This window comes from Pandoraea sp. XJJ-1, from assembly GCF_026802345.1.
GTDB lineage: Bacteria > Pseudomonadota > Gammaproteobacteria > Burkholderiales > Burkholderiaceae > Pandoraea > Pandoraea cepalis.
Genome location: NZ_CP113827.1, coordinates 5236102 through 5259485, shown reverse-complemented (window position 1 = coordinate 5259485; position 23384 = coordinate 5236102). Strand labels below are relative to the sequence as shown.

At 65.2% G+C, this 23384-nt stretch carries 25 protein-coding genes; 12 read left to right on the top strand and 13 right to left on the bottom strand.

The annotated features are described in order from the left end of the window. The first annotated feature begins 252 nt into the window (after positions 1 to 252). From flgB to flgL, 11 genes are all read left to right on the top strand, one after another. Entirely contained in the window at positions 253 to 693 is a 441-nt protein-coding gene (gene flgB / locus OYT13_RS24340; protein WP_026131887.1) for a flagellar basal body rod protein FlgB, read from the top strand. A gap of 5 nt (positions 694 to 698) precedes the next feature. Beyond that, entirely contained in the window at positions 699 to 1103 is a 405-nt protein-coding gene (gene flgC / locus OYT13_RS24335) for a flagellar basal body rod protein FlgC (protein WP_017233633.1), read from the top strand. A gap of 22 nt (positions 1104 to 1125) precedes the next feature. Beyond that, the gene (gene flgD, locus OYT13_RS24330; protein WP_017233634.1) at positions 1126 to 1851 is read left to right on the top strand and encodes a flagellar hook assembly protein FlgD; all 726 of its coding nucleotides are present in this window, start codon (positions 1126 to 1128) and stop codon (positions 1849 to 1851) included. 88 nt (positions 1852 to 1939) lie between these two features. Then, positions 1940 to 3196, top strand: coding sequence for a flagellar hook protein FlgE (flgE, locus tag OYT13_RS24325; RefSeq protein ID WP_017233635.1), 1257 nt, complete (start codon positions 1940 to 1942; stop codon positions 3194 to 3196). A gap of 41 nt (positions 3197 to 3237) precedes the next feature. Next, positions 3238 to 3981: a flagellar basal body rod protein FlgF gene (locus OYT13_RS24320; protein WP_017233636.1), complete on the top strand. Its 744-nt coding sequence runs from the start codon at positions 3238 to 3240 to the stop codon at positions 3979 to 3981. A 67-nt stretch (positions 3982 to 4048) separates the two neighbouring features. Further along, positions 4049 to 4831 carry a flagellar basal-body rod protein FlgG gene (flgG, locus tag OYT13_RS24315; RefSeq protein WP_017233637.1) on the top strand — a complete coding sequence of 261 codons (783 nt, stop codon included), beginning with the start codon at positions 4049 to 4051 and terminating at the stop codon, positions 4829 to 4831. Between the two features lie 39 nt (positions 4832 to 4870). Next, positions 4871 to 5584: a flagellar basal body L-ring protein FlgH gene (locus OYT13_RS24310; protein WP_026131889.1), complete on the top strand. Its 714-nt coding sequence runs from the start codon at positions 4871 to 4873 to the stop codon at positions 5582 to 5584. Then, positions 5584 to 6759 (top strand): flagellar basal body P-ring protein FlgI, encoded by a 1176-nt coding sequence (locus tag OYT13_RS24305; protein WP_017233639.1) that lies wholly within the window; start codon positions 5584 to 5586, stop codon positions 6757 to 6759. The genes OYT13_RS24310 and OYT13_RS24305 overlap by 1 nt, the downstream gene beginning before the upstream one ends. Before the next feature lies 1 nt (position 6760). After that, positions 6761 to 7645, top strand: a complete 885-nt coding sequence (flgJ, locus tag OYT13_RS24300; protein ID WP_017233640.1) for a flagellar assembly peptidoglycan hydrolase FlgJ — start codon at positions 6761 to 6763, stop codon at positions 7643 to 7645. Between the two features lie 136 nt (positions 7646 to 7781). Then, positions 7782 to 9770, top strand: coding sequence for a flagellar hook-associated protein FlgK (gene flgK, locus OYT13_RS24295; RefSeq protein ID WP_039830255.1), 1989 nt, complete (start codon positions 7782 to 7784; stop codon positions 9768 to 9770). A 16-nt stretch (positions 9771 to 9786) separates the two neighbouring features. After that, a complete protein-coding gene (gene flgL / locus OYT13_RS24290; protein ID WP_017233642.1) occupies positions 9787 to 11022 on the top strand; it encodes a flagellar hook-associated protein FlgL in 1236 nt (411 codons plus the stop codon). A gap of 127 nt (positions 11023 to 11149) precedes the next feature. Here flgL and fliR read toward each other — a convergent pair whose 3' ends face one another. The 13 genes from fliR to fliF all read right to left on the bottom strand — a co-directional run bounded on the left by fliR (position 11150) and on the right by fliF (position 22642). Then, positions 11150 to 11941, bottom strand: coding sequence for a flagellar biosynthetic protein FliR (gene fliR, locus OYT13_RS24285; RefSeq protein WP_017233643.1), 792 nt, complete (start codon positions 11939 to 11941; stop codon positions 11150 to 11152). 12 nt (positions 11942 to 11953) lie between these two features. Next, complete coding sequence (gene fliQ / locus OYT13_RS24280) at positions 11954 to 12223, bottom strand: flagellar biosynthesis protein FliQ (protein ID WP_026131892.1); 270 nt, start codon at positions 12221 to 12223, stop codon at positions 11954 to 11956. Positions 12224 to 12237: 14 nt separating this feature from the next. Beyond that, a complete protein-coding gene (fliP, locus tag OYT13_RS24275) occupies positions 12238 to 13032 on the bottom strand; it encodes a flagellar type III secretion system pore protein FliP (RefSeq protein ID WP_017233645.1) in 795 nt (264 codons plus the stop codon). Then, a complete protein-coding gene (gene fliO, locus OYT13_RS24270; RefSeq protein ID WP_261939562.1) occupies positions 13032 to 13523 on the bottom strand; it encodes a flagellar biosynthetic protein FliO in 492 nt (163 codons plus the stop codon). The genes fliP and fliO overlap by 1 nt, the downstream gene beginning before the upstream one ends. Next, positions 13520 to 13948 carry a flagellar motor switch protein FliN gene (fliN, locus tag OYT13_RS24265; protein WP_017233646.1) on the bottom strand — a complete coding sequence of 143 codons (429 nt, stop codon included), beginning with the start codon at positions 13946 to 13948 and terminating at the stop codon, positions 13520 to 13522. The genes fliO and fliN overlap by 4 nt, the downstream gene beginning before the upstream one ends. Next, positions 13948 to 14946, bottom strand: coding sequence for a flagellar motor switch protein FliM (fliM, locus tag OYT13_RS24260; protein WP_017233647.1), 999 nt, complete (start codon positions 14944 to 14946; stop codon positions 13948 to 13950). The genes fliN and fliM overlap by 1 nt, the downstream gene beginning before the upstream one ends. Before the next feature lie 7 nt (positions 14947 to 14953). After that, positions 14954 to 15388, bottom strand: coding sequence for a flagellar basal body-associated protein FliL (gene fliL, locus OYT13_RS24255; RefSeq protein WP_017233648.1), 435 nt, complete (start codon positions 15386 to 15388; stop codon positions 14954 to 14956). A 221-nt stretch (positions 15389 to 15609) separates the two neighbouring features. After that, the gene (locus OYT13_RS24250; RefSeq protein WP_261939563.1) at positions 15610 to 17046 is read right to left on the bottom strand and encodes a flagellar hook-length control protein FliK; all 1437 of its coding nucleotides are present in this window, start codon (positions 17044 to 17046) and stop codon (positions 15610 to 15612) included. Positions 17047 to 17065: 19 nt separating this feature from the next. Next, positions 17066 to 17518 carry a flagellar export protein FliJ gene (fliJ, locus tag OYT13_RS24245; protein ID WP_017231687.1) on the bottom strand — a complete coding sequence of 151 codons (453 nt, stop codon included), beginning with the start codon at positions 17516 to 17518 and terminating at the stop codon, positions 17066 to 17068. Positions 17519 to 17530: 12 nt separating this feature from the next. After that, complete coding sequence (gene fliI / locus OYT13_RS24240; protein WP_442796501.1) at positions 17531 to 19087, bottom strand: flagellar protein export ATPase FliI; 1557 nt, start codon at positions 19085 to 19087, stop codon at positions 17531 to 17533. A gap of 203 nt (positions 19088 to 19290) precedes the next feature. Beyond that, positions 19291 to 19950, bottom strand: a complete 660-nt coding sequence (gene fliH / locus OYT13_RS24235; protein ID WP_261939564.1) for a flagellar assembly protein FliH — start codon at positions 19948 to 19950, stop codon at positions 19291 to 19293. Between the two features lie 21 nt (positions 19951 to 19971). Next, positions 19972 to 20970, bottom strand: coding sequence for a flagellar motor switch protein FliG (fliG, locus tag OYT13_RS24230; protein WP_130027558.1), 999 nt, complete (start codon positions 20968 to 20970; stop codon positions 19972 to 19974). Then, on the bottom strand, positions 20957 to 22642 hold the full coding sequence (fliF, locus tag OYT13_RS24225) for a flagellar basal-body MS-ring/collar protein FliF (protein ID WP_017235189.1): 1686 nt from the start codon (positions 22640 to 22642) through the stop codon (positions 20957 to 20959). The genes fliG and fliF overlap by 14 nt, the downstream gene beginning before the upstream one ends. A 350-nt stretch (positions 22643 to 22992) precedes the next feature. Between fliF and fliE the strand changes: the two genes are divergently transcribed. Beyond that, positions 22993 to 23328, top strand: a complete 336-nt coding sequence (gene fliE / locus OYT13_RS24220) for a flagellar hook-basal body complex protein FliE (protein WP_017235190.1) — start codon at positions 22993 to 22995, stop codon at positions 23326 to 23328. Positions 23329 to 23384 lie beyond the last annotated feature (56 nt).

Genomic DNA, 23384 nt, shown 5'->3' with positions numbered 1-23384 from the left:
AGATGTCGCCAACCGGGGCATGGCCCGAAATGGCGGTCAATCTCGTGCCTATTCCCCCGATTGAATCCCGAGGGGTACGCATACGATGCAAAGCATGCCAAAAGGTCCGTACTTTTCCCGGGCCCTGGCAGGACATGCCGTCTGCGTGCCGCTGTGAGACCCGCCCTCAGTGCTGAGCGGACGTCCCCGGTGCCGAGACGGTCAGGCTTCTTGTGCACTACCCGCATCAAGGCAAGCATCGGGCGAGACGAGATCATGGACAAACTGGACGCGGCATTGCGATTTTCTCAGCAGGCGCTGGCCATGCGCGCCTACCGCCAGGAGGTGATCTCGTCGAACATCGCCAACGCGGATACGCCGGGATACAAGGCGCGTGATGTCGATTTCAACAATGCGTTGAGCCAGGCGGTCGAGCGCGGCGCGCAGCAACAGCTTGCTACCGAATCGAGTGTTTCGCTCTCGCGCACCTCGTCGCGCCACATCGCCGGGCGGGGCGTGAGCATGGCCCCGCCGATGGGCGGTCCCGAGCTGCTGTATCGCGTGCCGTACCAACAAAGTATCGACGGCAACACCGTCGAACTCGATGCCGAGCGTGTGAACTTCGCCGACAACGCCGTGCATTACCAAACGGGCCTCACGGTCCTGTCCAGCCAGATCAAGACGATGCTGGCCGCCATTACAAGTCAAGGGTAAGCGCCATGCCGCTGATGAGCATCTTCGATGTCGCCGGATCGGCCATGACTGCGCAGTCGCAGCGCATGAACGTGACGGCGAGCAATCTCGCCAACGCCGAGTCGGTGACGGGACCGGACGGTCAGCCGTATCGCGCCAAGCAGGTCGTGTTCCAGGTCAATCCGGTCGAGGGCAGCAACGTCGGCGGCGTGAAGGTGGCCGGCGTGGTCGAGGATTCGTCGCCGCTCAAGACGGTGTACGACCCGAAGAACCCGGCTGCCAATGCCCAGGGCTACGTCACCATGCCCAACGTGAATCCGGTGGAGGAGATGGTCAACATGATCTCCGCTTCCCGCTCTTATCAGGCCAACGTCGAGGCGCTCAACACCGCCAAGACGCTGATGCTCAAAACCCTCACGGTCGGCCAGTAAGGGGCCGCGCGGAGACCAGAAGATGGCAAGTATCAATACGTCGAACGCCGCGAACTTATCCCAGACGTTCCTCGACTCGGTCAACGGCACTGCCAGCAGCAGCTCCAGTTCGTCTGCCGGCAGCGCAAACGACCTGCAAGGCAGTTTCCTGAAGCTGCTCGTCGCGCAGATGAACAATCAGGATCCGCTCAATCCGATGGACAACTCGCAGGTGACCTCGCAGCTCGCGCAGATCAGCACGGTCTCGGGCATCACCCAGTTGAACACGACGCTCTCGTCGGTGACCTCGCAGCTCAATTCGACGCAAAGCCTGCAAGCCTCGGCGCTCGTGGGCAAGGGCGTGCTGATTCCGGGCAGCAGCGTCGGGGTAGGCAGCACCACGGCCACGGACGGCACGGTCACGAAGACCGCCACCCCGTTCGGCTTCGAACTGCCGAGCGACGCCGACACGGTGACGATCCAGATCAAGGACAGCACGGGCAAGGTCGTACGCACGGTCAACGCGGGCGCGCTCGACGCTGGCGTGCAGGCCCTTACGTGGGATGCCAAAGATGACGCGGGCACCGCCGTGGCCGATGGCAAGTACACGGTCGCGGTGACTGCCGCGGCTAACGGCAAGGCCGTGACGCCGACGCTGCTCTCGTACGCGCAGGTGCAAAGCGTGGTGGCCAGCACGACCGGCGCGCCGCTGCTCAACGTGGGGACAGGCTCGAACGTCAAGCTCTCCGATGTGCGCGAAATCCTGTAACCGGCCCTATCGACCCCGCACGGCGTAAGCCCTTAACCCTTTCCATTGCGACAGACGTCGTCGACCACCGAATTTCAGGAGTATCCACATGGCCTTTTCGACCGGACTGAGCGGCCTGAACGCCGCCTCCAAAGACCTGGACGTCATCGGCAACAACGTTGCCAACGCGGCCACCGTCGGTTTCAAGCAAGGTGAGGCACAGTTTGCCGACATCTACGCCAACTCGCTGTACGGCGCGGGCAACAACACGGTGGGCATCGGCACGCGCGTGGCGGGCATTGCCCAGCAGTTCACGCAGGGCGACATCACCGTCACGAATCGTCAGCTCGATCTGGCGGTGTCGGGTAACGGCTTCTTCCGCATGTCGAACAATGGCGCCATTGCCTACACGCGCAACGGTCAGTTTTCGCTCGACAAGAACGGCTACATCGTCGACACCAACGGCGACCGCTTGACCGGCTATCTGGCGGGCCCGACCGGCATCATCAACAGCGTCTCGCCGGTCGATCTGCGCATCCCGACGGGCGACCTGTCGCCGACGGCCACATCCAAGATCACCGCTCAGTTCAACCTCGACTCGCGCAGCGCGGTCAATACGACGGCATTCTCGATTACCGATCCGAACTCGTACACGAACGCCACGTCGCTCAAGGTCTACGACTCGCTGGGCAATTCGCACGACGTGAACCTGTACTTCGTGAAGTCGAGCGTCAACGCCGTGACCAACAACGCCACCTGGTCGGTGTACGCCTCGACCGACGGCACGACCCAGGTGGGCGCCGGTCCGATCGGCACGCTGACGTTCAACTCGGCCGGCAGCCTCGTGTCGCAGACCGACTCGACCGGCGCCGCCGTGACGGGCCCGATCACGCTGCCGACGATCAACTACGGTAACGGTGCGTCGAGCGCCAGCTTGACGCTCGACATGTCGGGCACCACGCAATACGGAAACACCTACTCGCCGAACAACCTGACGCAGAACGGCTACACGTCGGGCCGACTGACCGGGTTCACGTTCAGTGCCGACGGCACGATCGTCGGCACGTACTCGAATACCCAATCGATGGCGCTGGGCCAGGTGGCGTTGGCGAACTTCAACAACGTGCAGGGCCTGATCCCGCAGGGCAACAACCTCTGGCAAGAGTCGGCCGCGTCGGGCATTCCGATCGTCGGCGTGCCGGGCGGCACGAACCTCGGCAAGCTGCAGTCGGGCGCCGTCGAAGCCTCGAACGTCGACCTGACGGCGGAACTGGTTCACATGATCACCGCGCAGCGCAACTACCAGGCCAGCGCGCAGACGATCAAGACGGAAGACCAGTTGATGCAGACCATGGTCAACCTGTAAGGCGGATCCGAGGACATGCATAACTTGCACGGGGGCCGTCGATGGATCGTCTGATCTATATCGCCATGACTGGCGCGAAGCAGGCGATGGAGCAGCAGTCGACCACCGCCAACAATCTCGCGAACGTCTCGACGCCGGGCTTTCGCGCCCAGCTCGCGGCGTTCCGTCAGGCGCCGGTGCGCGCGCCAGACGGCACGACCGGCACGCGGACCTTTGTCGCCACGTCCACGCCGGGTACCGACTTCACCCCCGGCGCGATGCAGCAGACGGGCCGCCCGCTCGACGTGGCCATCCAGGGTCAGGGCTGGCTTGCCGTGCGCGATGCGCAGGGCCGCGAAGCCTACACGCGCGGCGGCAACCTCGAGATGACGGCCGACGGGCAACTCACGCTGCACGGGCTGCCGGTCATGACCGATGCCGGGCCGGCCGCCGTGCCGCCGGGCGCGGCGGTGAGCATCGGCACCGACGGCACGATCTCGGCGCTGGGGCAGGGCGATCCGCCCAACTCCATTGCCGTGATGGGCCAACTGAAGTTGGTCAATCCGCCCGAGACCAATTTGGTGCGAGGCGACGACGGGCTGTTCCGCACGGCGAACAATGCGCCGGCGCAGGTTGACCCGAACGTCGTCGTCGTGGCGGGGGCGATCGAGAACAGCAACGTCAATCCGGTCACTGGCCTGGTGAACATGATCTCGCAGTCGCGGGCCTTCGAGATGCAGATGAAGATGCTGCAGACGGCCGACACCAACGAACAATCCGCCAACCAGTTGCTGAACTTCAGCTAACGGGCGTGTGGCGCGTCGGATCCGAGGGGACCCGCGCGCCGCGACCGTACACGGGGAGAAACACCACATGATCCGTTCGCTCTACATCGCTGCTACCGGCATGAACGCCCAGCAGACGAACATGGACGTGATTTCGAACAACCTCGCCAACACCAGCACGAACGGCTTCAAGAAGGGTCGTGCGGTGTTCGAGGATCTGCTGTACCAGACGCTGCGCCAGCCCGGTGCCCAGTCGTCGCAGCAGACGTTGCTGCCTTCGGGCCTGCAATTGGGCACGGGTGTGCGCCCGGCGGCGACCGAGCGCATCTTCACGCAGGGCAACCTGACGCAGACGAGCAACGCCAAGGACGTCGCGATCAACGGCGACGGTTTCTTCCAGGTGCTCATGCCGGACGGCACGACCGCTTACACGCGCGACGGCTCGTTCCAGGTCGACAACAACGGCCAGCTCGTGACGGCGTCGGGCTATCCGGTCCAGCCGGCCATCACGATTCCGGCGAACGCGCTCTCCCTGACCATCGCGCGCGACGGTACGGTCTCGGTCACGCAGCCGGGCAACACGGCCAACGTGCAGATCGGTACGTTCCAGCTCGCCACGTTCATCAACAACGCCGGTTTGCAAAGCCTGGGCGAGAACCTGTACGCCGAGACGGCCGCCTCGGGAGCGCCGAACGTCGCACAGCCGGGTACCAACGGCGCGGGCGTGCTCAACCAGAACTACGTCGAAACGTCGAACGTGAATGTGGTCGAAGAGCTGGTGAACATGATTCAGGCGCAGCGCGCCTACGAAATCAATTCGAAGGCGGTCACGGCATCCGACCAGATGCTGCAGCGCCTGACGCAGATGTAAGCGGTGCGCCGCGGAAAGCCCCAAAGAATGAACGTCGAAATGTCAGCTCAAACGACCGTAAAGCATCGCGGCGCAGGCCTCGCGCGGTTCCTGGCGCTGGCGGCCGTCGCCGCGTTGAGCGGTCTGGCGGGCTGCGCTTACATCCCACAGGAACCGGTGGTGAACGGGCCGACGACCACGCGCCCGCCGCCCCCGCCGATGTCGGCCGATCCGGAAGGCTCGATCTACCGCCCGCTTTACTCGAACCGTCCGCTGTTCGAAGACCGCCGTCCGCGCAACGTTGGCGACATTCTCACGATCGTCATCAACGAAAACACGGCGGCGAGCAAGAACTCGGCGGCCAACACCACGCGTGCTGGCAGCGGCACGCTGAAGCTGAATCAGACCCCGGGCGTGATCGGCGGCGTGCTCAACAATCAGGGCCTGGACGTGAGCGGCGGCAACAAGTTCGACGCCAAGGGCGCGGCGAATGCGAACAACGTGTTCTCGGGCCAGATCACCGTGACCGTGATGGAAGTGCTCTCGAACGGCAACTTGGCGGTGGCCGGCGAGAAGCAGATCGCGATCAACCAGGGCACGGAATACATCAAGTTCTCGGGCGTGGTCAGCCCACAGACGATCTCGGGCGCGAATACCGTGCCTTCGACGCAGGTGGCCGATGCGCGCATCGAATACCGTGGCAAGGGCTATATCAACGAAGCCGAAACCATGGGCTGGCTGCAGCGCTTCTTCCTTAATATTTCGCCATTCTGATGTCGATCATGCCGTTCCCGTCGCGCCTTGCGCCGTCCTTGCATCACCTTCGCCAGGGCCTTCACCGCTTTGTCACCACGCTGGCCGTGGCGGGCGCGGCCGCGATGCTGCTGTGTCCGGGCGTGGCTCGCGCCGAACGTCTCAAGGAGCTGGCGTCGATTCAAGGGGTGCGCGACAACCAGTTGATCGGCTACGGCCTGGTGGCGGGCCTCGACAACTCGGGCGACCAGACCACGCAGACGCCGTTTACCGTGCAGAGCATGACCAACATGCTCTCGCAGCTGGGCATTACCGTCGCGCCCGGCACCAACATGCAGTTGAAGAACGTGGCCGCTGTGATGGTGACGGCGACACTGCCGGCGTTCACGCGCCCCGGTCAGGCCATCGACGTGGTGGTCTCCTCGATGGGCAATGCCAAGAGCCTGCGGGGCGGCACGTTGCTTATGACCCCCCTCAAGGGGCCGGACGGGCAGGTCTACGCGCTGGCGCAGGGCAACCTGCTCGTGGGCGGCGCTGGCGCGTCGGCCAATGGGTCGAGCGTGACCGTCAACCAGTTGGCCTCGGGCCGTATTCCGAGCGGCGCCATCGTCGAGCGTGCCGTGCCGACCGCGATGGGCGGTCAACAGGGCACGGTGCAGATGGAACTGAACGTGACCGATTTCTCGACCGCGCAGCGTGTGGTCGATGCCGTGAACCGCCGCTTCGGCTACGGCACCGCGCAGGCGCTGGACGGCCGCGTGATCCTGTTGCGCACGCCGAGCGATCCGTCGGGCCGTGTGCAGTTCCTCGCCCAGCTCGAAAGTGTGGACGTGCACCCCGACAACACGGCCGCGCGCGTGATCATCAACGCGCGCACCGGTTCCGTCGTGATGAACCAGAACGTGACGATCCAGCAGTGCGCGGTCGCCCACGGCAATCTGTCGGTCGTCATCGACACGCAAAACAACGTGAGCCAGCCCGCGCCATTCTCGGGCGGTCAGACGGTGGTGGCGCCGAATTCGCAAATCTCCGTTCAACAGGAGAACAACGCGCTCAGGATGATCAAGGCGGGCGCGAACCTGGCCGACGTCGTCAAGGCGCTCAACTCGCTCGGTGCCAGCCCGGCCGATCTGATGTCGATTCTGCAGGCCATGAAGGCCTCGGGCGCGCTGCGCGCCGATCTGGAGATCATCTGATATGGCCGACGGCTCCCGACTGAGCGGTGCGGGCAAGTCCCTGCCCGACCTGACGCAACGCGCTACCTACGACATGCAGGGCCTCACAGCCTTGCGCGCGGCGGCCCACCAGCAAACTCCGCAGGCCACGCAGCAGGCGGCCAAGCAGTTCGAGGCCGTTTTCACGCAGATGATGATGAAGAGCATGCGCGACGCCACGATGTCTGGCGGCCTGCTCGGCAGCGATCAGGAAAAGATGTTCAACGGCATGCTCGACGACCAGCTCGCGCAGCAGCTCGCGTCGAACAAGGGCATCGGTCTGGCCGACATGATGCTCAAGCAGCTCGCCCAGACCGGCACCACCCTGCCGCCGGCGGCGATGGGGCGCCAGCAACCGTTGCAGGGCCGCGCCTACAACGCGGCGGATGCCATCGGCGTGGCCGAGGGCGCCCCGGCCGCCGCAGGCGATTTCGTCGAGCGCATGGCCACGGCGGCCCAGAACGCCAGCGCCAACAGCGGCATTCCGGCGCGCTTCATGCTCAGTCAGGCGGCGCTTGAATCCGGCTGGGGCAAGCACGAAATCCGTCGGCGCGATGGCAGCACGAGCTTCAACGTCTTCGGCATCAAGGCGGGCAAGCACTGGACCGGTCCGACGGTGGAGGTCGCCACGACCGAGTACGTGAACGGCCAGCCGCACAAGGTGATGGCCAAGTTCCGCGCCTATCGCTCGTATGACGAGGCGTTCGCCGATTATGCGAACCTGATTTCGAGCAATCCGCGCTACGCGTCGGTCGTGGCGAGCGCCAACGACGCCGCGAGCTTCGCCACCAATCTCCAGCGCGCCGGGTATGCGACCGATCCGCAGTACGCCAGCAAGCTGATGAAGATCATGAAGCACTTCGCCTGACTGGCACGGGCGTCGACAGGGCATCCTCCGGCGCGTCGGCCTCAATTTTGCCGGCGGGCTGCCGTAAACACATGGGTAACGGTGCGCGAACGGGCTTTCCGCTGTGGGGCGCACCCTCCATTCAAGCCGCGAGATCATGAGCCTAATCAATATTGGCATGAGCGGGCTGAACGCCTCCCAGTTCGCCCTGAACACCACCGGCAACAACATCTCCAACTCGGGGACGGCCGGATACAACCGCCAGGTTGTCGACTACACCCAGGCGGACAGCCAGTTCGCCGGTGTGGGCTACGTCGGCCAGGGCGTGCTGGTGAGCGATGTGTCGCGCGTGTACGACCAGTTCCTGTCGAACCAGGTCAACCAGGCGCAGACACAGTACAGCCAGCTCAACACCTACTACCAGCAGATCTCGCAGATCAACAATGCGCTGGGTAGCTCCACGACCGGCCTGTCGGCCTCGATGTCCACGTTCTTCACGAACCTGCAGACGATCGTGACCGCGCCGAACAACTCGGCCACGCGGGCGACGGTGATTTCGTCGGCGCAGACCCTCACGAGCATGTTCCAGTCGCTCTCGGGCACGCTGTCGTCGCTGCGCACCAGCGTGAACGGCAACATTACCCAGGCGACCACGCAGATCAACACGTACGCGAAGCAGATCGCCAGCCTTAACGACGCGATTCTGCAGGCGCAGGGCAACGGCACCCATACCATGCCGAACGACCTGCTCGACCAGCGCGATCAGGCCGTCGCAAGCCTGAACGCCATCGTACAGACGAACATCGTCAAGGACACCAACGGGTCGTACAACGTCTTCGTCGGCAATGGCCAGTCGCTGGTATCGGGCAACTCGGCCTATCAGATGACGACGGTGCCTTCGACCAGCGATCCGTCGCAAATGACCGTGGCCTACGTCACCGGCAACGGCACGAAGGTCGCGATCCCGGAGTCGTCGATCACCGGCGGCTCGCTCGCCGGCCTGTTGTCGTTCCGCAGCGGCGCGCTCACGCAGGCGCAGAACTCGCTCGGCCAGATCGCCATGTCGCTGGCCGGCACGTTCAACGCGCAGAACCAGTTGGGGATGGACCTCTACGGTCAGATGGGCGGTAACTTCTTCACGGTGCCCAATCCGACGATCATCGCGAATACCGGCAATTCGAACGCGGCCACGCTCAACGCCAGCATCACCGACGCCTCGAAGGTGACCGCAAGCGACTACTCGGTGAGCTTCGACGGAACCACCTACACACTCACGCGCCAGAGCGACGGCGCCAAGTGGACGGCGGGGGCGCCCGCCACGCCGAGCACCCCGCTGAACTTCCAGGACACCAGCGGCGCGGCATTCGGCGACGGCTTCTCGGTGACCACCACCGGCATGGTCGCCGGCGACAGCTTCGCGATCCAGCCCACGCGCAACGCCGCGCAGAACATCGGTGTGGCCATCACCGATCCGGGCAAGATCGCCCTGGCCGCGCCGATCCTCGCCTCGACCCCCAGCACCAATAGCGGCTCGCTCAAAGTCGATCAGGGCAGCGTGGACGCCAACTATCTGTCGAACGTACTGAGCGCACCGGTCAACTTCACGTTCACCAAGGACCCTGTGACCGGCGCACTGACGCTCGTCGCCCCGTCGCCGATGACGGTCTCGGTCAATGGCGTGACGACCTCGTATGCCGCCGGCGCCACCGTGCCGTACAACGCCGCAACGGGGGCGAAGATCACGATGAGCGGCATGACGGTCAACCTGAGCGGCACGCCGTCCAATGGCGACACGTTCACCATTTCGCCGAATACGTCTGGCGCGGTGACCGACAACCGCAACGGTCTGGCGTTGTCGGCTCTGCAGAACGACACGACCAAGGTGGGGGGCGCGCAGAGCTATGCGACCGCCTACGCGAGCCTGGTCTCGTTTGTCGGTTCGACCACGAATACGTACAAGTCGACCAGCGCGGCGCAGCAGACCCTGTTGCAACAGACGCAAACGGCACAGCAGTCCAATTCTGGCGTGAACCTCGACGAAGAGGCGGCGAACCTGATCAAGTACCAACAGCTCTATCAGGCCAACTCGAAGGTGATTCAGACCGCGTCGACGTTGTTCAGCACCATCCTCCAGATCGTCAATTAAGCGCAGGGGCATCGCGATGCGGATCAGCACCAACATGATTTACGATCAGGGGATGCGCTCGATGAGCCAGAACACCTCCGATCTGCTCAACGTTCAGGCGCAACTCTCGTCGGGCAAGCGCGTGACCACGCCGAGCGACGACCCGATTGCGTCAGCCCAGGCGGTGGCCGTGTCGCAGGACAACGCCATGAACACGCAGTACGCGGCGAACCGGCAGTCCGCGACCACCCAGTTGCAGCTCGAGGACTCGACCTTCGGCAGCGTCATCAACGCGTTGCAGCACGTGATGTCGCAAGTCGTGTCGGCGGGCGACGCCTCGCTCAACGACAAGGACCGATCGACCATCGCGAGCGACCTGCAATCGAGCTTTCAGCAATTGCTTTCGCTGGCGAACACCACCGATGCCAACGGCCAGTATCTGTTCTCGGGCTTCAAGGGCAACACCGCGGCGTATATGACATCGGCCACGGGGGCGTCATACACGGGCGACTCGGGCGTGCGTTACGTGCAGGTGAGTCCGAACCGTCAGATCGCAATCAACGACGTTGGATCGAGCGTCTTCGAAAGCGTGCAGAGCGGCACGTCGGGCACGCTGATCAGCGGAAACGCCGCCAATCAGGGCACCGCCACGTATTCCACTGTCTCCACGACCAACGTGGCGGCGGCGGGCGCAAACCATCAGTACCAGATCAGCTTCGCGATCGACAACACGACCACGCCGCCCACGACCAACTACACGGTCAAGGATCAGACGGATACGACCGTGCCGGACGTGACGGGCGTCTACACCGCCGGCCAGCCGATCTCGTTCGGCGGCAAGGCGGTCACGTTCTCCGGCGCGCCGGCCACGGGCGACACCTACACTGTGCAACCGGCCACCATGGGCAGCACGAACATGTTCGACAACCTGCAGGCGCTGATCAACACGCTCAAGACGCCGGTCAGCAGCACGAACGGCACGGGCCAGGCCAACCTGGACAACGCGCTGACCACGTTCGGCCAGATGTTCAGCAACACCTACGACAACGTCACGACGATTCGCACGACCACGGGCTCCCGCATGAACGAACTCTCGGCGCTCAACAACATCGGCGACACCAATTCGCTGAATTATCAGTCGCAGTTGGGCGATCTGCTCGACGTGGACTGGAACTCGTCGGTGACCAAGTTCTCGCAGTTGCAGGCCGCGTTGCAGGCATCGCAGCAGAGCTTCCTGCAGACGCAGAAGCTGTCGCTGTTCAGTCTGCTCTGACCGGTTGCGCGGGACATTGCCCGCGCCGGACAAGGCAGGACCGCAGCAAAGACATTGGGCCGCCCGGGATTGCCGGGCGGCCCAATGTCATTTGTGGGGGCATTGCGACATCGCTCGCGCCCGGTGTTCAGGGTTTTGGGACGAAGGCCGCGGTCGTGCGGATCATCATGTCGATGCCGATCGCGATGAAGTGGTCCATCACCGGCGCAATACGCGGCATCATCAGCTCGATCACCACCAGCCCCACGCCCAGCGTGAGCGGAAAGCCGACGGCGAAGATGTTGAGTTGCGGCGCCGCGCGATTCAGAATGCCCAGCGCCAGGTTGCAGATGAGCAGCGCGGCCACGAGCGGCAGCGACAGCATGAGCGCGAGCATGAAGAGCTGGCCGCCCAGCATGGCGAGATAGTGCCAGCCCACGCTGGAGAGCGGTACGGCGGAGACTGGCAATACCGTGAAGCTTTGCACCAGCGTGGCGAACATCACCAGATGTCCATTGGTGGCGAGGAACACGAGCATGGCCACGACATTGAGCAGCATGCCGAGCACGGCGGTGCTGCCGTCGCTGTTCGGCGTGAGCAGCGTGGCGAACGACAGCCCCATCTGCAAGCCGACGAAGTCGCCCGCCATGCTGATCGCGGAGAACACGATCTGCATGCACCACCCCAGCGCCGCGCCGATCATCACCTGCTGCACGAGAATCCAGAGTCCCTCCCACGAGAACGGCGAGGCGGCGGGCATGGGGCCGAGCACCGGGGCGAGCGCCAGCGCGACAATGCCCGCGAGGCCGATCTTGACCGTGCCGGGCACGGCGGCGTCGCCGAACAGGGGGGCGCTCATCGAGAGCGCCAGCAGGCGCACGAATGGAAACAGGAACGCCGCAATGACGCCCGAGAGTTGTTCGTAAGTGAAGCTGATCAACGCGGGCGCGGCTTACCCGACGAGGCCGGGAATGCCCGTGAGCAACTGGCGCATGTAGTCGACCATCAGGTTGAGCATCCAGGGGCCGGCGATCACCAGGGTGGCGAACACGGCCAGCAGCTTCGGGATGAACGACAGCGTCATTTCATTGATCTGGGTGGCGGCCTGAAACAGGCTCACGAGCAGACCCGAGACGAGCGCGACGAGCAGCAGCGGCGCGGCGAGCAGCAGGGTGACCTGCATTGCCTGATGGGCCAGCGCCATGACGGTTTCCGGAGTCATCTCGCGTTCCTGCGCTACATGGTGAAGCTCTGGGCGAGCGAGCCCAGCAGCAGTTGCCAGCCATCGACCACCACGAACAGCATCAGCTTGAACGGCAGCGATACCGTGGAGGGCGACACCATCATCATGCCCATCGACATCAACACGCTCGCAACCACCAGATCGATGATCAGGAACGGAATGAAGATCGTGAAGCCGATCTGAAACGCTGTCTTCAGTTCGCTCGTGGCGAAGGCGGGAACGAGAATGCGCATCGGCACGTCTTCGGGGCCGTTCATCGGCGGGGTCTTGGCGAGCTTGGCGAAGAGTGCGAGGTCGGCTTCACGCGTCTGCTTGAGCATGAACGCGTGGAACGGCTTGGCGCCGGTGTCGATGGCCTGCTCGAAGCTGATCTTGTTCGCGGCGAACGGCTGGTAGGCGTCGGTGTAAGCCTTGTCGAACACCGGCGACATGACGAAGAAGGTCAGAAACAGCGCCAGGCCGATCAGAATCTGGTTCGGCGGCGACGTGGTGACGCCGATGGCATGGCGCAGCAGCGAGAGCACGATGATGATGCGTGTGAAGGCGGTCATCATCAGCAGCATCGCGGGCAGGAAGCCCAGCGATGTGAGCAGCAACATCGTCTGCACGGACAGCGAATAGGTCTGTCCGCCGCCGGGCGCCGGGGTCGTGGTGAACGCGGGCAGCGTGGCCTGCGCCAGGGCGGTGCCCGGCAGGGCGAGGCAGGCGAGCGCCAGTCCCAGCGTGATACCGAGTGCCCAACCCGCTTGGCGAGGCGATGGCCCGGTCAACCGCAAACCGCGCGCCATCAGGAATCCTTTTTCATCGTTTCGCGCAATTTCTGCGCAAACGCTTGTGCGGCGCGGTTGGCCTGCGCGCCCGGATGGGCAACGGTGGGCGCGGCGGGCATATCGGCGACACGATCCGCATCGATCACATGCAGGCTGCGCACCTGACCGGGCGCAACCCCCAGCACGATCCAGTCGCCCGCGACCTCGACCACGACCACGCGTTCACGTTGGCCCACGGCGGCGCTGCCGACCACGCGCACGTTGCCGCCCCCCAACGGGCGTTGCAGCCCGAAACGCTTGGCCAGCCACGCCAACCCGAAGAGCAGCGCCAGCACCAGCACGAGGCCCAGCCCCGTCTGCACGATGCCCGCGCCGCCAAGGCTCGGTACGGCCGCAGCCTGCGAGGCCGTGCCCTGGGCGTGCGCGGTGGCGATCGTCAGGCAGGCCAACAGGGCGGCCGCTGCCGCGGCACGCCCCACGGGGGCGCCGCGGACTTTTGTTGCATTCATCGGTTGAGCTTTCGGATGCGTTCGGATGGCGTGATGATATCAGTCAGGCGAATGCCGAACTTGTCGTTCACAACCACGACTTCGCCCTGGGCGATGAGGCAACCGTTGACCAGCACGTCCATCGGCTCACCGGCCATGCCGTCGAGTTCCACCACGGAGCCCTGCGCCAGTTGCAGCAGGTTCTTGATGGCGATCTTCGTGCGGCCCAGCTCCACGGTCATCTGGACCGGGATGTCGAGAATCAGGTCGATGTCGTTGTGCGTCGCGTTCGGCGGATTGCCGGCCGTGGCCGCCAGGGGCTGAAACACGGGGGCGGCGGCCGGTGGCGCCGCGGCTTCGGTCGCCGTCTGCTCCGCCATGGCACTGGCCCACTCGTCCGCCATGGCCTGGGCGTCGTCACCAAGCGTTTGAGGGGTATCGCTCATCACTCGTTGTCCTTCGTGTAATCGCTGTGCGAATGGTTGATCATCTGGTTCACGCGCAGCGCATATTGACCGTTGAACACGCCGTAATTGCATTGCATCACGGGCACGCCGTCGACCTTGGCCTCGAGCACCTCGGGCACGTCGAGCGGAATCACGTCGCCCACGCGCATGTTGAGCAACTGCGAGAGCGTCATGTCGAACTGCGCGAGGTTGGTCACGATTTCGACGTCGGCCGCTTGCACCTGTTGCGAGAGCAGACGCACCCAGCGCTTGTCGACTTCGAGCGTCTCGCCTTGCAGGGGGCTCGAGAGCTGGTCGCGCATCGGCTCGATCATCGAGTACGGCATGCAGATATGGAATTCGCCGCCGACCGAGCCGAACTCGATGTCGAACGTGGTCGTGACCACGACCTCGTTAGGCGTGGCGACGTTGGCGAACTGAGTGTGCATTTCGGCGCGCACGTACTCGAACTCGACCGGATACACCGGTTTCCACGACGCCCCGTAGTTCTCGAACACCAGGTCGAGCAGGCGCGCGATGATGCGCTGCTCGGTCTGCGTGAAGTCGCGCCCTTCGACGCGCGTGTGGAACCGGCCGTCGCCGCCGAACAGGTTGTCCACCACGAGGAACACGAGGTTCGGGTCGAACACGAACAGCGCCGTGCCGCGCAGCGGCTTGATGTGGACCAGATTGAGGTTGGTCGGGACAGGCAGGTTGCGAATGAACTCGCTGTACTTCTGCACGCGTACCGGGCTGACCGAGATTTCGGCGCTGCGGCGCATGAAATTGAACAGGGCAATGCGGAACAAGCGCGAGAAGCGGTCGTTGATGATCTCGAGTGTAGGCATGCGCCCACGCACGATACGCTCTTGCGTCGCGATGTTGTATGGCCGGATGCCGGAATGCTCTTCCGACTCCGACCGGTCATCCTGTTCGCCGGTGACACCCTTCAGAAGGGCATCGACCTCTTCCTGCGACAGGAACTCCTCATGCGCCATGTATCACTCACTGAATTACAAACGCGGTGAACAGCACTTCGCCCACGGCCTGCTGCGGCATGTTGGCCGCGAACGGCTGCGCGACCAGTGTGCGGATCTCGCTCGCCAGACGGCGCTTGCCGTCGATCGTGGCGAGATCCTGCGGCTGCTTGGACGACAACAGCAGCAACACACGGCTGCGCACTTCGGGCATGTGCTGCGTGATGCGGGCTTGCGTCTCGGCGTCTGCCACCTTGAGCGAGAGGCCGATATGCAGATAGCGCTCGCCGTCTTCGCCCGTCAGGTTCACCGTGAACGGGTCCATGCTGACGAACACGGGGGGCGGCGGGGGCGGTGGCGCTTTCGCGGCTTCCTGGCGTCCGGTCAGCAAATACACGGCCGTTGCCGCGCCGGCAGCGGCCATAAGGGCTACCGCAACGATCAACAGAATCCATTTGCGCATGCTCCCTCCGGAGCGAGCCGCGGCTTGCGTCGATGCGGGATTTGCCATGTGTTCGCCTGCTATTGGGTAATGATTGTCGGCCAACCCGCCAACGGGTGATCGGCCGAAAAGAAGGGACAATCGCGTCTAACTCGCGTCTTTGTCTTAACGGCAGAAAAACCGGCTGGCTTTAGGGCGGTGCGACGCCCGGTCGCGCCGCTCGTGCGGATCCCGGGGGGAGATCAGGCGAACGTGTCGACGAGACCGTTGCTCACGCGTACCGGAACGCTCACGGTCGTGGCGAGCGTCGCGTCGTCGCTCTGGCCGAAGCCCGGGGTGCCGCGTGCGTTGCCGTTGCCGCTTCCATTACCGCTTCCGTTGCCATTCGCCCCTTGCTGGGCAAAGGCCTGTTGCTGCGAACTGTCGCTGCTCACGGTAGCGTTACCCAGCGCAATGCCATTGTTGGCCAGGCTTTCGCGCAGTTGCGGCAAGGCCGCCTGCACGGCGTCGCGCACGGCGGCGTGTTGCGAGACGAACATCGCCTGCGCCGAGTCGTTCGCCACGTTCAGCACCACGTGCAGCGGACCGAGATCGGGCGGATTCAGGCTCAATTGCGCCGTTTGTGCATGGGCGGACGAGAGCCAGACCACTTGCTGCGAGAGCTGGTTGTTCCAGTCCTGCGTCCCCACGCGCGCGTTCAGGGCGAGCGCGGCGGGCAGATTGGCCTGGACCGGCAACTGCGGTTGGGCGTCCAGCGCTGGCGTGGCCGTTTGCGCGATCTGTGCGGCCGCCTGCGTGGCGGTGGCTGTCGCCGCTTGCGCGGCGGTGTCGCGATGTCCCTGCGCTTGCGCCAGCGCGTCGGCCATGCGTTGGGCCTGGGCGTCCGCACTGACCGGTGTCGCTGCGGTCTTGGCATCCGCCGCCGCTGGTTGTGCGGACGTATTGGTCTGCGTTGTCGTACCGTTCCTGGCCAGGGCGTCGAGCGGGAGGCCGCCAGTCTTGTCGGCGTTCGATGCCGCTGCGCCATTGACCGGTGCGCCCGCGTTGGTGGTCGTGGTCGCGGCCTTGGCGTCGGCCGGCGCCTGGCCGGTCAGTTGCGCGGCGCCGGTGGCCTGCAGCGCGCCGTTCACTGCGGCGGCGATGGCTGCGCCGGTGCCGGACTTTGCGTCGGCCGAACCCGCGTCGGCCGGGGTGGCCGGGGCAGGGGTCTGGGGCGGCAGCGGCGCGTTGTTCATGGCGGCAAGGGCGACGGCAAGAGCGGCTGCCGGATCGCCGGGCGCCGCTGTGGCCGCCGCGTCGTCGGCGGTAGCGTCATTCTTGTCGCTGTCGGCCGTCGTCGATTTCGAGGATTTCGTCGAAGCGTTCGTTTGGTTTGCCTGGCCCGCCTGCCCGGTCTGGTTCGCTTGATCGGCTCGCGAGCTGTTGTCGGCGGTGTTCTGCGTCGGCGTTGCGCTGCCGCCCGAGGCGTTCCCGGACGACGCATTCGTCTGACTCGCTTGCGCGGCCGTATTGTTCGCGCTGCTCGCGGCGGGCTGAACCGTCTGGCGGGTCTGCTGCGAGAGCACGGCGGAGAAGGGCAGCGCGTTGCTGTCGTCGGTGTTCGACGATCCGGCGCGGTGGCCCGTCACGGCTTGCAGGGCCGCGCCTGCGGAATCGGTCAGGAAGCTAAGAATCGACATAGTGGGCGCCTTGGGTCCTTCAAATCGGGGAGTCGGCACGACGGCGCAGGCTGCGCGCGGCGTACTCGTCGTTTTCTTTCTGCTCGCGGCGCGCGACACGCAGCGCCGTGCGGGCTTGCTCACGCGAAGCGAGCGTACCGAAGGAATTCAGGCGGCGCTGCTGCGCTTGCCATTCGCGGCGTGCGGCCGCGAGACGCTCGTCGGCTTGCTCGAGCAGCATGGCTTGCTGTCCGATGGCCGTGTCGAGCGTATCGATGAATTGCTGGAAGTTGCGCCAGTCGCAGCCGGCCATGCCCTGAATCGTCGCCGTCTGCATGCGCGTGCGGTATTCGTGGCGATACTGGCGCAGTGCTTCGAGCTGACGCTCGACCTCGGCGCGCTGCGTCTGGCGTTCGCCGAGCAGGCGCGCGGCTTCGTCCACGTCCTTCTGGGCGAGTTCGATGAGCAGCTTGAGGGGCAGGGTGGAATTCATGGCCGCCGCCGGTTAGTGGAACAGACCGTGCATCTGGTGCACGGCGTCCGGATAACTGGCCCGCTCGCGCATTCCCTGTTGCAGGAAGTTTTCGAGTCGGGGATACAGCTCGATCGCCTGATCGAGCATCGGATCGCTGCCCGGCGCGTACGCGCCCACATTGATGAGGTCGCGGTTGCGCTGATAGCGCGAGAGCATCTGCTTGAAGCGCCGTACCTTGTCGAACTGCCCATCGTCGATGAGCGCGGTCATCGCACGGCTGATCGACTGTTCGATGTCGATCGCCGGATAGTGCCCCGACTCCGCCAATTGACGCGAGAGCACGATATGGCCATCGAGAATGGCGCGGGCCGAATCGGCGATCGGATCCTGCTGGTCGTCGCCCTCGGTGAGCACGGTATAGAACGCGGTGATCGAGCCGCCACCGTCCGGACCGTTACCGGCACGCTCGACCAGCGCCGGAAGCTTGGCGAACACGGAAGGCGGATAGCCCTTCGTGGCCGGCGGCTCGCCGATCGCCAGTGCGATTTCGCGCTGGGCCATGGCGTACCGGGTGAGCGAGTCCATGATCAGCAGCACATCCTTGCCCTGATCGCGGAAGTACTCGGCCAGCGTGGTGGCGTACGCCGCGCCTTGCAGGCGCAGCAGCGGCGAGACGTCGGCGGGCGCCGCCACGACGACGGAGCGCGCCAGGCCGTCCGGCCCGAGAATGTTTTCGATGAAGTCCTTCACTTCGCGGCCGCGCTCGCCGATCAGGCCCACGACGATGACTTCGGCCTGCGTGAAGCGGGCCATCATCCCCAGCAGCACGCTCTTGCCGACGCCCGACCCGGCGAAGAGGCCCATGCGTTGGCCGCGCCCGACGGTGAGCAACGCATTGATGGCGCGCACCCCCACGTCGAGCACCGAGTCGATGGGCGCGCGACCCAGCGGATTGACCGGCACCGACGCGAGCGAGGCGCTGTCGGTCATGCCCAGCGGGCCGAAATCGTCGAGCGGACGGCCGGCGGCGTCGACCACCCGGCCGAGCAGCGCTTCGCCCACGGGCAGACGCTTGCCGTTGTGACGTTGATTCGGCAGCGGACCGTCGGCGGCGGGCTCCATCGGGTACACGCGAGCGCCTGGCAGCAGGCCGGCGACCTCCGTCTGCGGCATGAGAAACAGACGGTCGCCACCGAAGCCGACGACTTCCGCTTCGGCCGTGGCCGGTTCGCGCGAGGCGTCGTGCACCGGCAGCTCGATCAGGCAGCCCGCGCCGACCGGCAGGCGCAGACCGACGGCTTCGAGCACGAGACCGGCGGCGCGGGTGAGGCGGCCGCAGCGGCGCGTCGGTTCGACGGCGTGAACGTGCGCGATGCGCTCGCGCAGCGTGTTCTGCCAGCGGCGAAGATGCGAGTCGCGGGCGATCTCGCGAGCGTCCAGGACGTGCGTGGCGGCTTTCGGCGCGGCGGATTCGATGGCAGCGCTCGGATCGGGACTGCCGGGTTCGGCGTCGGCGCTTGGCCATTGAGCCGGACGGTCGCTGTGATCGGCGTGGTCGGCGTGATCGTTTGGGTCGTCGGGTTGCAGCGCGCCGGCCTGCGCGGTCGGTGGGGTCGTATCGAAGCCCGAGCCGACGCCCGTATCGATTTCATCCCACAGGCGCACCGAGGGCTTCGTGCCGTCGTTCGCCGGGGCGGGCGCGGAGGGCGTGGAGGGCGTGGCGGCATCGTGCGTGTTCTCGGTGCTGGGCAGCACCGGCGCATGCGCGGTAAGTGGGGTGAGGTCGGCGTTCACCACGGCAGATCCTTGCCCAGCGCGGCCATCACACGCTGCCAGCGCGTGGCGACGGTGGCATCGACTTCGCCACTCGCGGCTTCGGCCTTGCAGCCGCCGCGTTCGATGGTGGAATCGGCGCGCACGGTCCAGCCCGCAGCGCGCAGTTCCGCGCCCACATGCGCGTCGACGAGCGCGACGTCTTCCGGATGCAGGAGCAGACGCGGCGAGCCGGTCAGCGGATCGTTGGAGAGCAGGTCGCGCACGAGCGGCAGCAGCGTTTCGGGGCGAATCGTGAGGGTCTGGCCCAGTGCCTGGCGTGCGATGTCGAGCGCCAGTCCGAGCAGCGGCTCGGCCACTTCGCGATCGATGGCGTTCACCGCGTTGCCGAACCCATGCGCGATATCGGCGAGTTGTGCGGCACGCGTGTCGACTTCCTGTTGTCCGGCAGCCTGCCCGGCGGCGTAGCCCTCGGCGTGACCGGTGGCGTAGCCTTGCGCATGGCCCTCGGCGCGCGCCGCCTCACGCCACGCAGCGATCTGTTCCGCGAGCGCGGGATCGTCGAGCGGGTTGGGCGGCAACGGTTGCGGCGGGGACGGCGGCGGCGGCGGGTCGAACGACGCCATCTCCCAGCGCTGCCAGGCGGAAAGGCGTTCTTTCGGAATGATGGTCGACATGCGCGCGCGGTCCCTGGTCGGTTACACGTAAGCGTCTTCGCCGCGGCCGCCCACCATGATGGCGCCCTGATCGGCGAGGCGCCGCACCACTTGCAGCACCTTCTTCTGTTCGGCTTCGACTTCCGAAACGCGCACCGGACCGCGAGATTCGAGATCTTCGCGCAGCAGCTCGGCCGCGCGCGCGGACATGTTCTTGAAGAACTTCTCGCGCAGCTCGACCGGCGCGCCCTTGAGCGCGATGATGAGCGACTCCGACTCGATCTCCTTGAGCAGCACCTGGATGCTGCGGTCTTCCACGTCGAGCAGGTTCTCGAACACGAACATCTCTTCGACGATCTTCGCCGCGAGGTCCGAGTCGTAGTTGCGCACGGCTTCGATGACCGACTCTTCGTGCACCCCGCCCAGGTAATTGAGAATTTCCGCTGCGGTGCGTACACCGCCCATCGGGCTGCGCTTGATGTTCTCGCTGCCCGAAAGCAGTTTCGTCAACACGTCGTTCAGCTCACGTAGCGCGGCAGGCTGAATGCCGTCGAGCGTGGCAATGCGCAAGACGACGTCGTTGCGCAGACGCTCTGTGAACAGCGCGAGCACTTCCGAGGCCTGGTCGCGGTCGAGGTGTACGAGGATCGTGGCGATGATCTGCGGATGCTCATGGCGGATCAGCTCGGCGACGGCCGTCGAGTCCATCCACTTCAGACCCTCGATGCCGCTGGTGTCGCCGCCTTGAAGAATGCGCTCGATCAGGCCCGCGGCCTTGTCGTTGCCCAGCGCCTTGTTGAGCACCGAGCGGATGTATTCGGAAGAATCGAGCGAAAGCGCCGAGTGCTGTTCGGCTTCGAGCACGAAGTCCTGCAACACGTCGGCGATCTGGTCGCGCGTGACCTGCCGCAGCGAGGCCATGGCCGCGCCGAGCTTTTGCACTTCGCGCGGCGCGAGGTACTTGAAGACCTCCGCCGCTTCGTCTTCACCCAGCGACATCAGGAGGATGGCACTGCGTTCGAGTCCCTCAGCCGCGCTCATCGCCACCACCCACCCATGATTTGACTACCGTTGCCACGATCTTCGGATCCTGTCGCGCGACTTGGCGCGCGTACTGCAAATTGCGCTCGTAGGCGCTGACTTCGGCCCGCTTGCCGGCCTCGCCGTCGGCATTCTCGCCCTCGACGCCTTCTCCCCCGGCGGCACCGGCCGCACCGGCCAGCGTGGGCTCGGCCGGCGGCGGCGGGGTCAGATGCTTGCGAATGGCCGGACGAATGACGCCGAACCACAGATAGAGGCCGACCAGGCCGATCAAGACCCACTTGCCGACTTGCTTGGCCAATTCGATGTTCTGGCGCTGACGCCACCACGGCAGGTTGGCTTCCGGATCGGCCTCGACCGTGAACGGGCTGTTGACGATGTTGAGCGTGTCGCCGCGCTGGGTCGAGTAGCCGATGGCTTCCTTCGCCAGGTTCTGTATCTGGTCGAGCTGCGCTTGCGTGAGCGCCACCATCGCGGCCTTGCCCTTCGCGTCGGTGCCCGGGTGATAGTTCACCACCACGGCGGCCGACAGACGCTTCAGACCGCCCGTCGCTTGCTGAACATGGCGAATCGTGCGGTCGACTTCGTAGTTGACCGTGGCGTCCTTGCGGTCGCTGCGCGGGCCCTGCGGCGCGCTGGCGGCGCTTGCCGCGTTTGCGGCGTTTTGCTGGGCGAACTGCTGCTGCGTTTGCGTGATGGGCGCGGTGGCTTGACCCGGCGGCTGGTTCGACAACGCGCCGGGCACCCCGCCGGCGGGCGTGATGCCGATTTGCGAGGCTTCGCTGTTCTGCTGACTGCGCACCGCCTGCTCGCCCGAATTCGGCTTGTAATTCTCCGACGTCTGCTCGACCTGGTTGAAGTCGACGTCCGCCGTCACCTGAGCGTGCACGTTGCCCGGCCCGACGATCGGGTTCAGGATGGCCTCGATACGGCGCGCATACGATTGTTCGAGTTCGCGAACGTACTTGAGCTGGCTGGCGTCCAGACCCAGCGCATTGGCGCTCTGCGCGGAGAGCAGATTGCCGTTCTGATCGAGCACCGTCACGTTCTTGACCGGCAGCTCGGGCACACCCGATGCGACCATGTGGACAATGGCGCTGACCTGGCCGTCGTCGAGCACGCGGCCCGGATACAGCGTGACGAGCACCGAGGCGCTGGGCTTTTGCTGCTCACGCACGAAGACCGACGGCTTGGGGATCGCGAGATGCACGCGCGCGGCCTGCACCGCCGACAGCGATTCGATCGAGCGGGCGAGTTCGCCTTCGAGGGCGCGCTGGTAATTGACCTGCTCGGCAAACTGGCTGATGCCGAACTTCTGGTTGTCCATCAATTCGAAGCCGACCAGACCGCCCTTGGGCAGCCCTTGCGAGGCCAGACGCAGCCGCACCTCGTGCACCTGCTCGGCCGGCACCAGAATGGCACCGCCGCCCTCGGCGAACTTGTACGGCACGTTCATCTGCTGCAGCGAGGTGATGATGGCACCCCCGTCGCGATCGCCCAGGTTGCTGTACAACACCTTGTAGTCGGGGGCACGGCTCCACAGGAAAACGGCGATCAGCAAGGCGATGAGGGCCGCGCCACCGATGAGCAGCGGCAAGCGCTCGCGCGAGCGCAACTGCGCCAGCAGGGGCGACTTGGCGGCGACGTCCGCCGACTGGGTGGCGGCGTTCATGCGCGGCTCCACGCCAGCGGCGTTAACACGACGTTCTTCGCGGTGGAAGTGCTCACTAACATGCGACAGAATTCTCCGGGGGTACGCTTGGCATCGCGCTCACGTGCGACGGGCGCTAAGGATTGGAAAGGTCCGTTACCCGGTGCGCACGATGCCGATGGTCCTGATTATTCGTTGCCGAATATGGAATCGTTTCAAGGATTAGGCGGGTGTTTTGCCGCCAATTAGGGTCTTGGGGGCTTGCCAGGCGGTGGTAAGCTCCGACGTAACTGATAAGAGGCAAACCGGTGAGCACGACGCGGTGTCGCGGCGCTGCCGGTGCCAATCGAAGACAAGCGAGGACGAGCATCATGGCCATTCCGGGGATCGAGTCGGTATTGCAGAAGCTGGGCAGTGTGGCGTCGCAGGCGGCGGGCTCGATCCTGGGCACCTCGACCGCTGGCACCGGCGCGGCCTCGGCGACGGGTGGTTTCGCGTCCGAACTGGAAAACTCGCTCAAGCGCGTTTCGTCGGCGCAGAACGGCGCGGAGTCACAGGCTCGCGCGTTCGAAATGGGGCAGCCGGGCGTGGCGCTCAACGACGTCATGGTCGATCTGCAGAAAGCCAACATCGGCTTCCAGATGAGCTTGCAAGTGCGCAACAAACTCGTGTCGGCCTATACGACCGTGATGAACATGCAGGTGTAATGCCCACGTAGGGCATGGGAGGGCGCGCCGAAGCACGTCGTCCGCACCGAAAAGGC

Bases quoted from the DNA above. Each gene is read 5' to 3' on its own strand.
- fliN (WP_017233646.1), bottom strand. From the start codon at position 13,948: ATGAGCGATACCCCTCAAACGCTTGGTGACGACGCCCAGGCCATGGCG.
- flgD (WP_017233634.1), top strand. From the start codon at position 1,126: ATGGCAAGTATCAATACGTCGAACGCCGCGAACTTATCCCAGACGTTC.
- flgJ (WP_017233640.1), top strand. From the start codon at position 6,761: ATGGCCGACGGCTCCCGACTGAGCGGTGCGGGCAAGTCCCTGCCCGAC.
- fliH (WP_261939564.1), bottom strand. From the start codon at position 19,950: ATGTCGACCATCATTCCGAAAGAACGCCTTTCCGCCTGGCAGCGCTGG.
- flgG (WP_017233637.1), top strand. From the start codon at position 4,049: ATGATCCGTTCGCTCTACATCGCTGCTACCGGCATGAACGCCCAGCAG.
- fliL (WP_017233648.1), bottom strand. From the start codon at position 15,388: ATGCGCAAATGGATTCTGTTGATCGTTGCGGTAGCCCTTATGGCCGCT.
- flgC (WP_017233633.1), top strand. From the start codon at position 699: ATGCCGCTGATGAGCATCTTCGATGTCGCCGGATCGGCCATGACTGCG.
- fliP (WP_017233645.1), bottom strand. From the start codon at position 13,032: ATGGCGCGCGGTTTGCGGTTGACCGGGCCATCGCCTCGCCAAGCGGGT.
- flgE (WP_017233635.1), top strand. From the start codon at position 1,940: ATGGCCTTTTCGACCGGACTGAGCGGCCTGAACGCCGCCTCCAAAGAC.
- OYT13_RS24250 (WP_261939563.1), bottom strand. From the start codon at position 17,046: ATGTCGATTCTTAGCTTCCTGACCGATTCCGCAGGCGCGGCCCTGCAA.
- fliM (WP_017233647.1), bottom strand. From the start codon at position 14,946: ATGGCGCATGAGGAGTTCCTGTCGCAGGAAGAGGTCGATGCCCTTCTG.
- fliO (WP_261939562.1), bottom strand. From the start codon at position 13,523: ATGAATGCAACAAAAGTCCGCGGCGCCCCCGTGGGGCGTGCCGCGGCA.
- flgK (WP_039830255.1), top strand. From the start codon at position 7,782: ATGAGCCTAATCAATATTGGCATGAGCGGGCTGAACGCCTCCCAGTTC.
- flgL (WP_017233642.1), top strand. From the start codon at position 9,787: ATGCGGATCAGCACCAACATGATTTACGATCAGGGGATGCGCTCGATG.
- fliG (WP_130027558.1), bottom strand. From the start codon at position 20,970: ATGAGCGCGGCTGAGGGACTCGAACGCAGTGCCATCCTCCTGATGTCG.
- OYT13_RS24310 (WP_026131889.1), top strand. From the start codon at position 4,871: ATGTCAGCTCAAACGACCGTAAAGCATCGCGGCGCAGGCCTCGCGCGG.
- fliE (WP_017235190.1), top strand. From the start codon at position 22,993: ATGGCCATTCCGGGGATCGAGTCGGTATTGCAGAAGCTGGGCAGTGTG.
- fliQ (WP_026131892.1), bottom strand. From the start codon at position 12,223: ATGACTCCGGAAACCGTCATGGCGCTGGCCCATCAGGCAATGCAGGTC.
- OYT13_RS24320 (WP_017233636.1), top strand. From the start codon at position 3,238: ATGGATCGTCTGATCTATATCGCCATGACTGGCGCGAAGCAGGCGATG.
- OYT13_RS24305 (WP_017233639.1), top strand. From the start codon at position 5,584: ATGTCGATCATGCCGTTCCCGTCGCGCCTTGCGCCGTCCTTGCATCAC.
- fliF (WP_017235189.1), bottom strand. From the start codon at position 22,642: ATGAACGCCGCCACCCAGTCGGCGGACGTCGCCGCCAAGTCGCCCCTG.
- fliJ (WP_017231687.1), bottom strand. From the start codon at position 17,518: ATGAATTCCACCCTGCCCCTCAAGCTGCTCATCGAACTCGCCCAGAAG.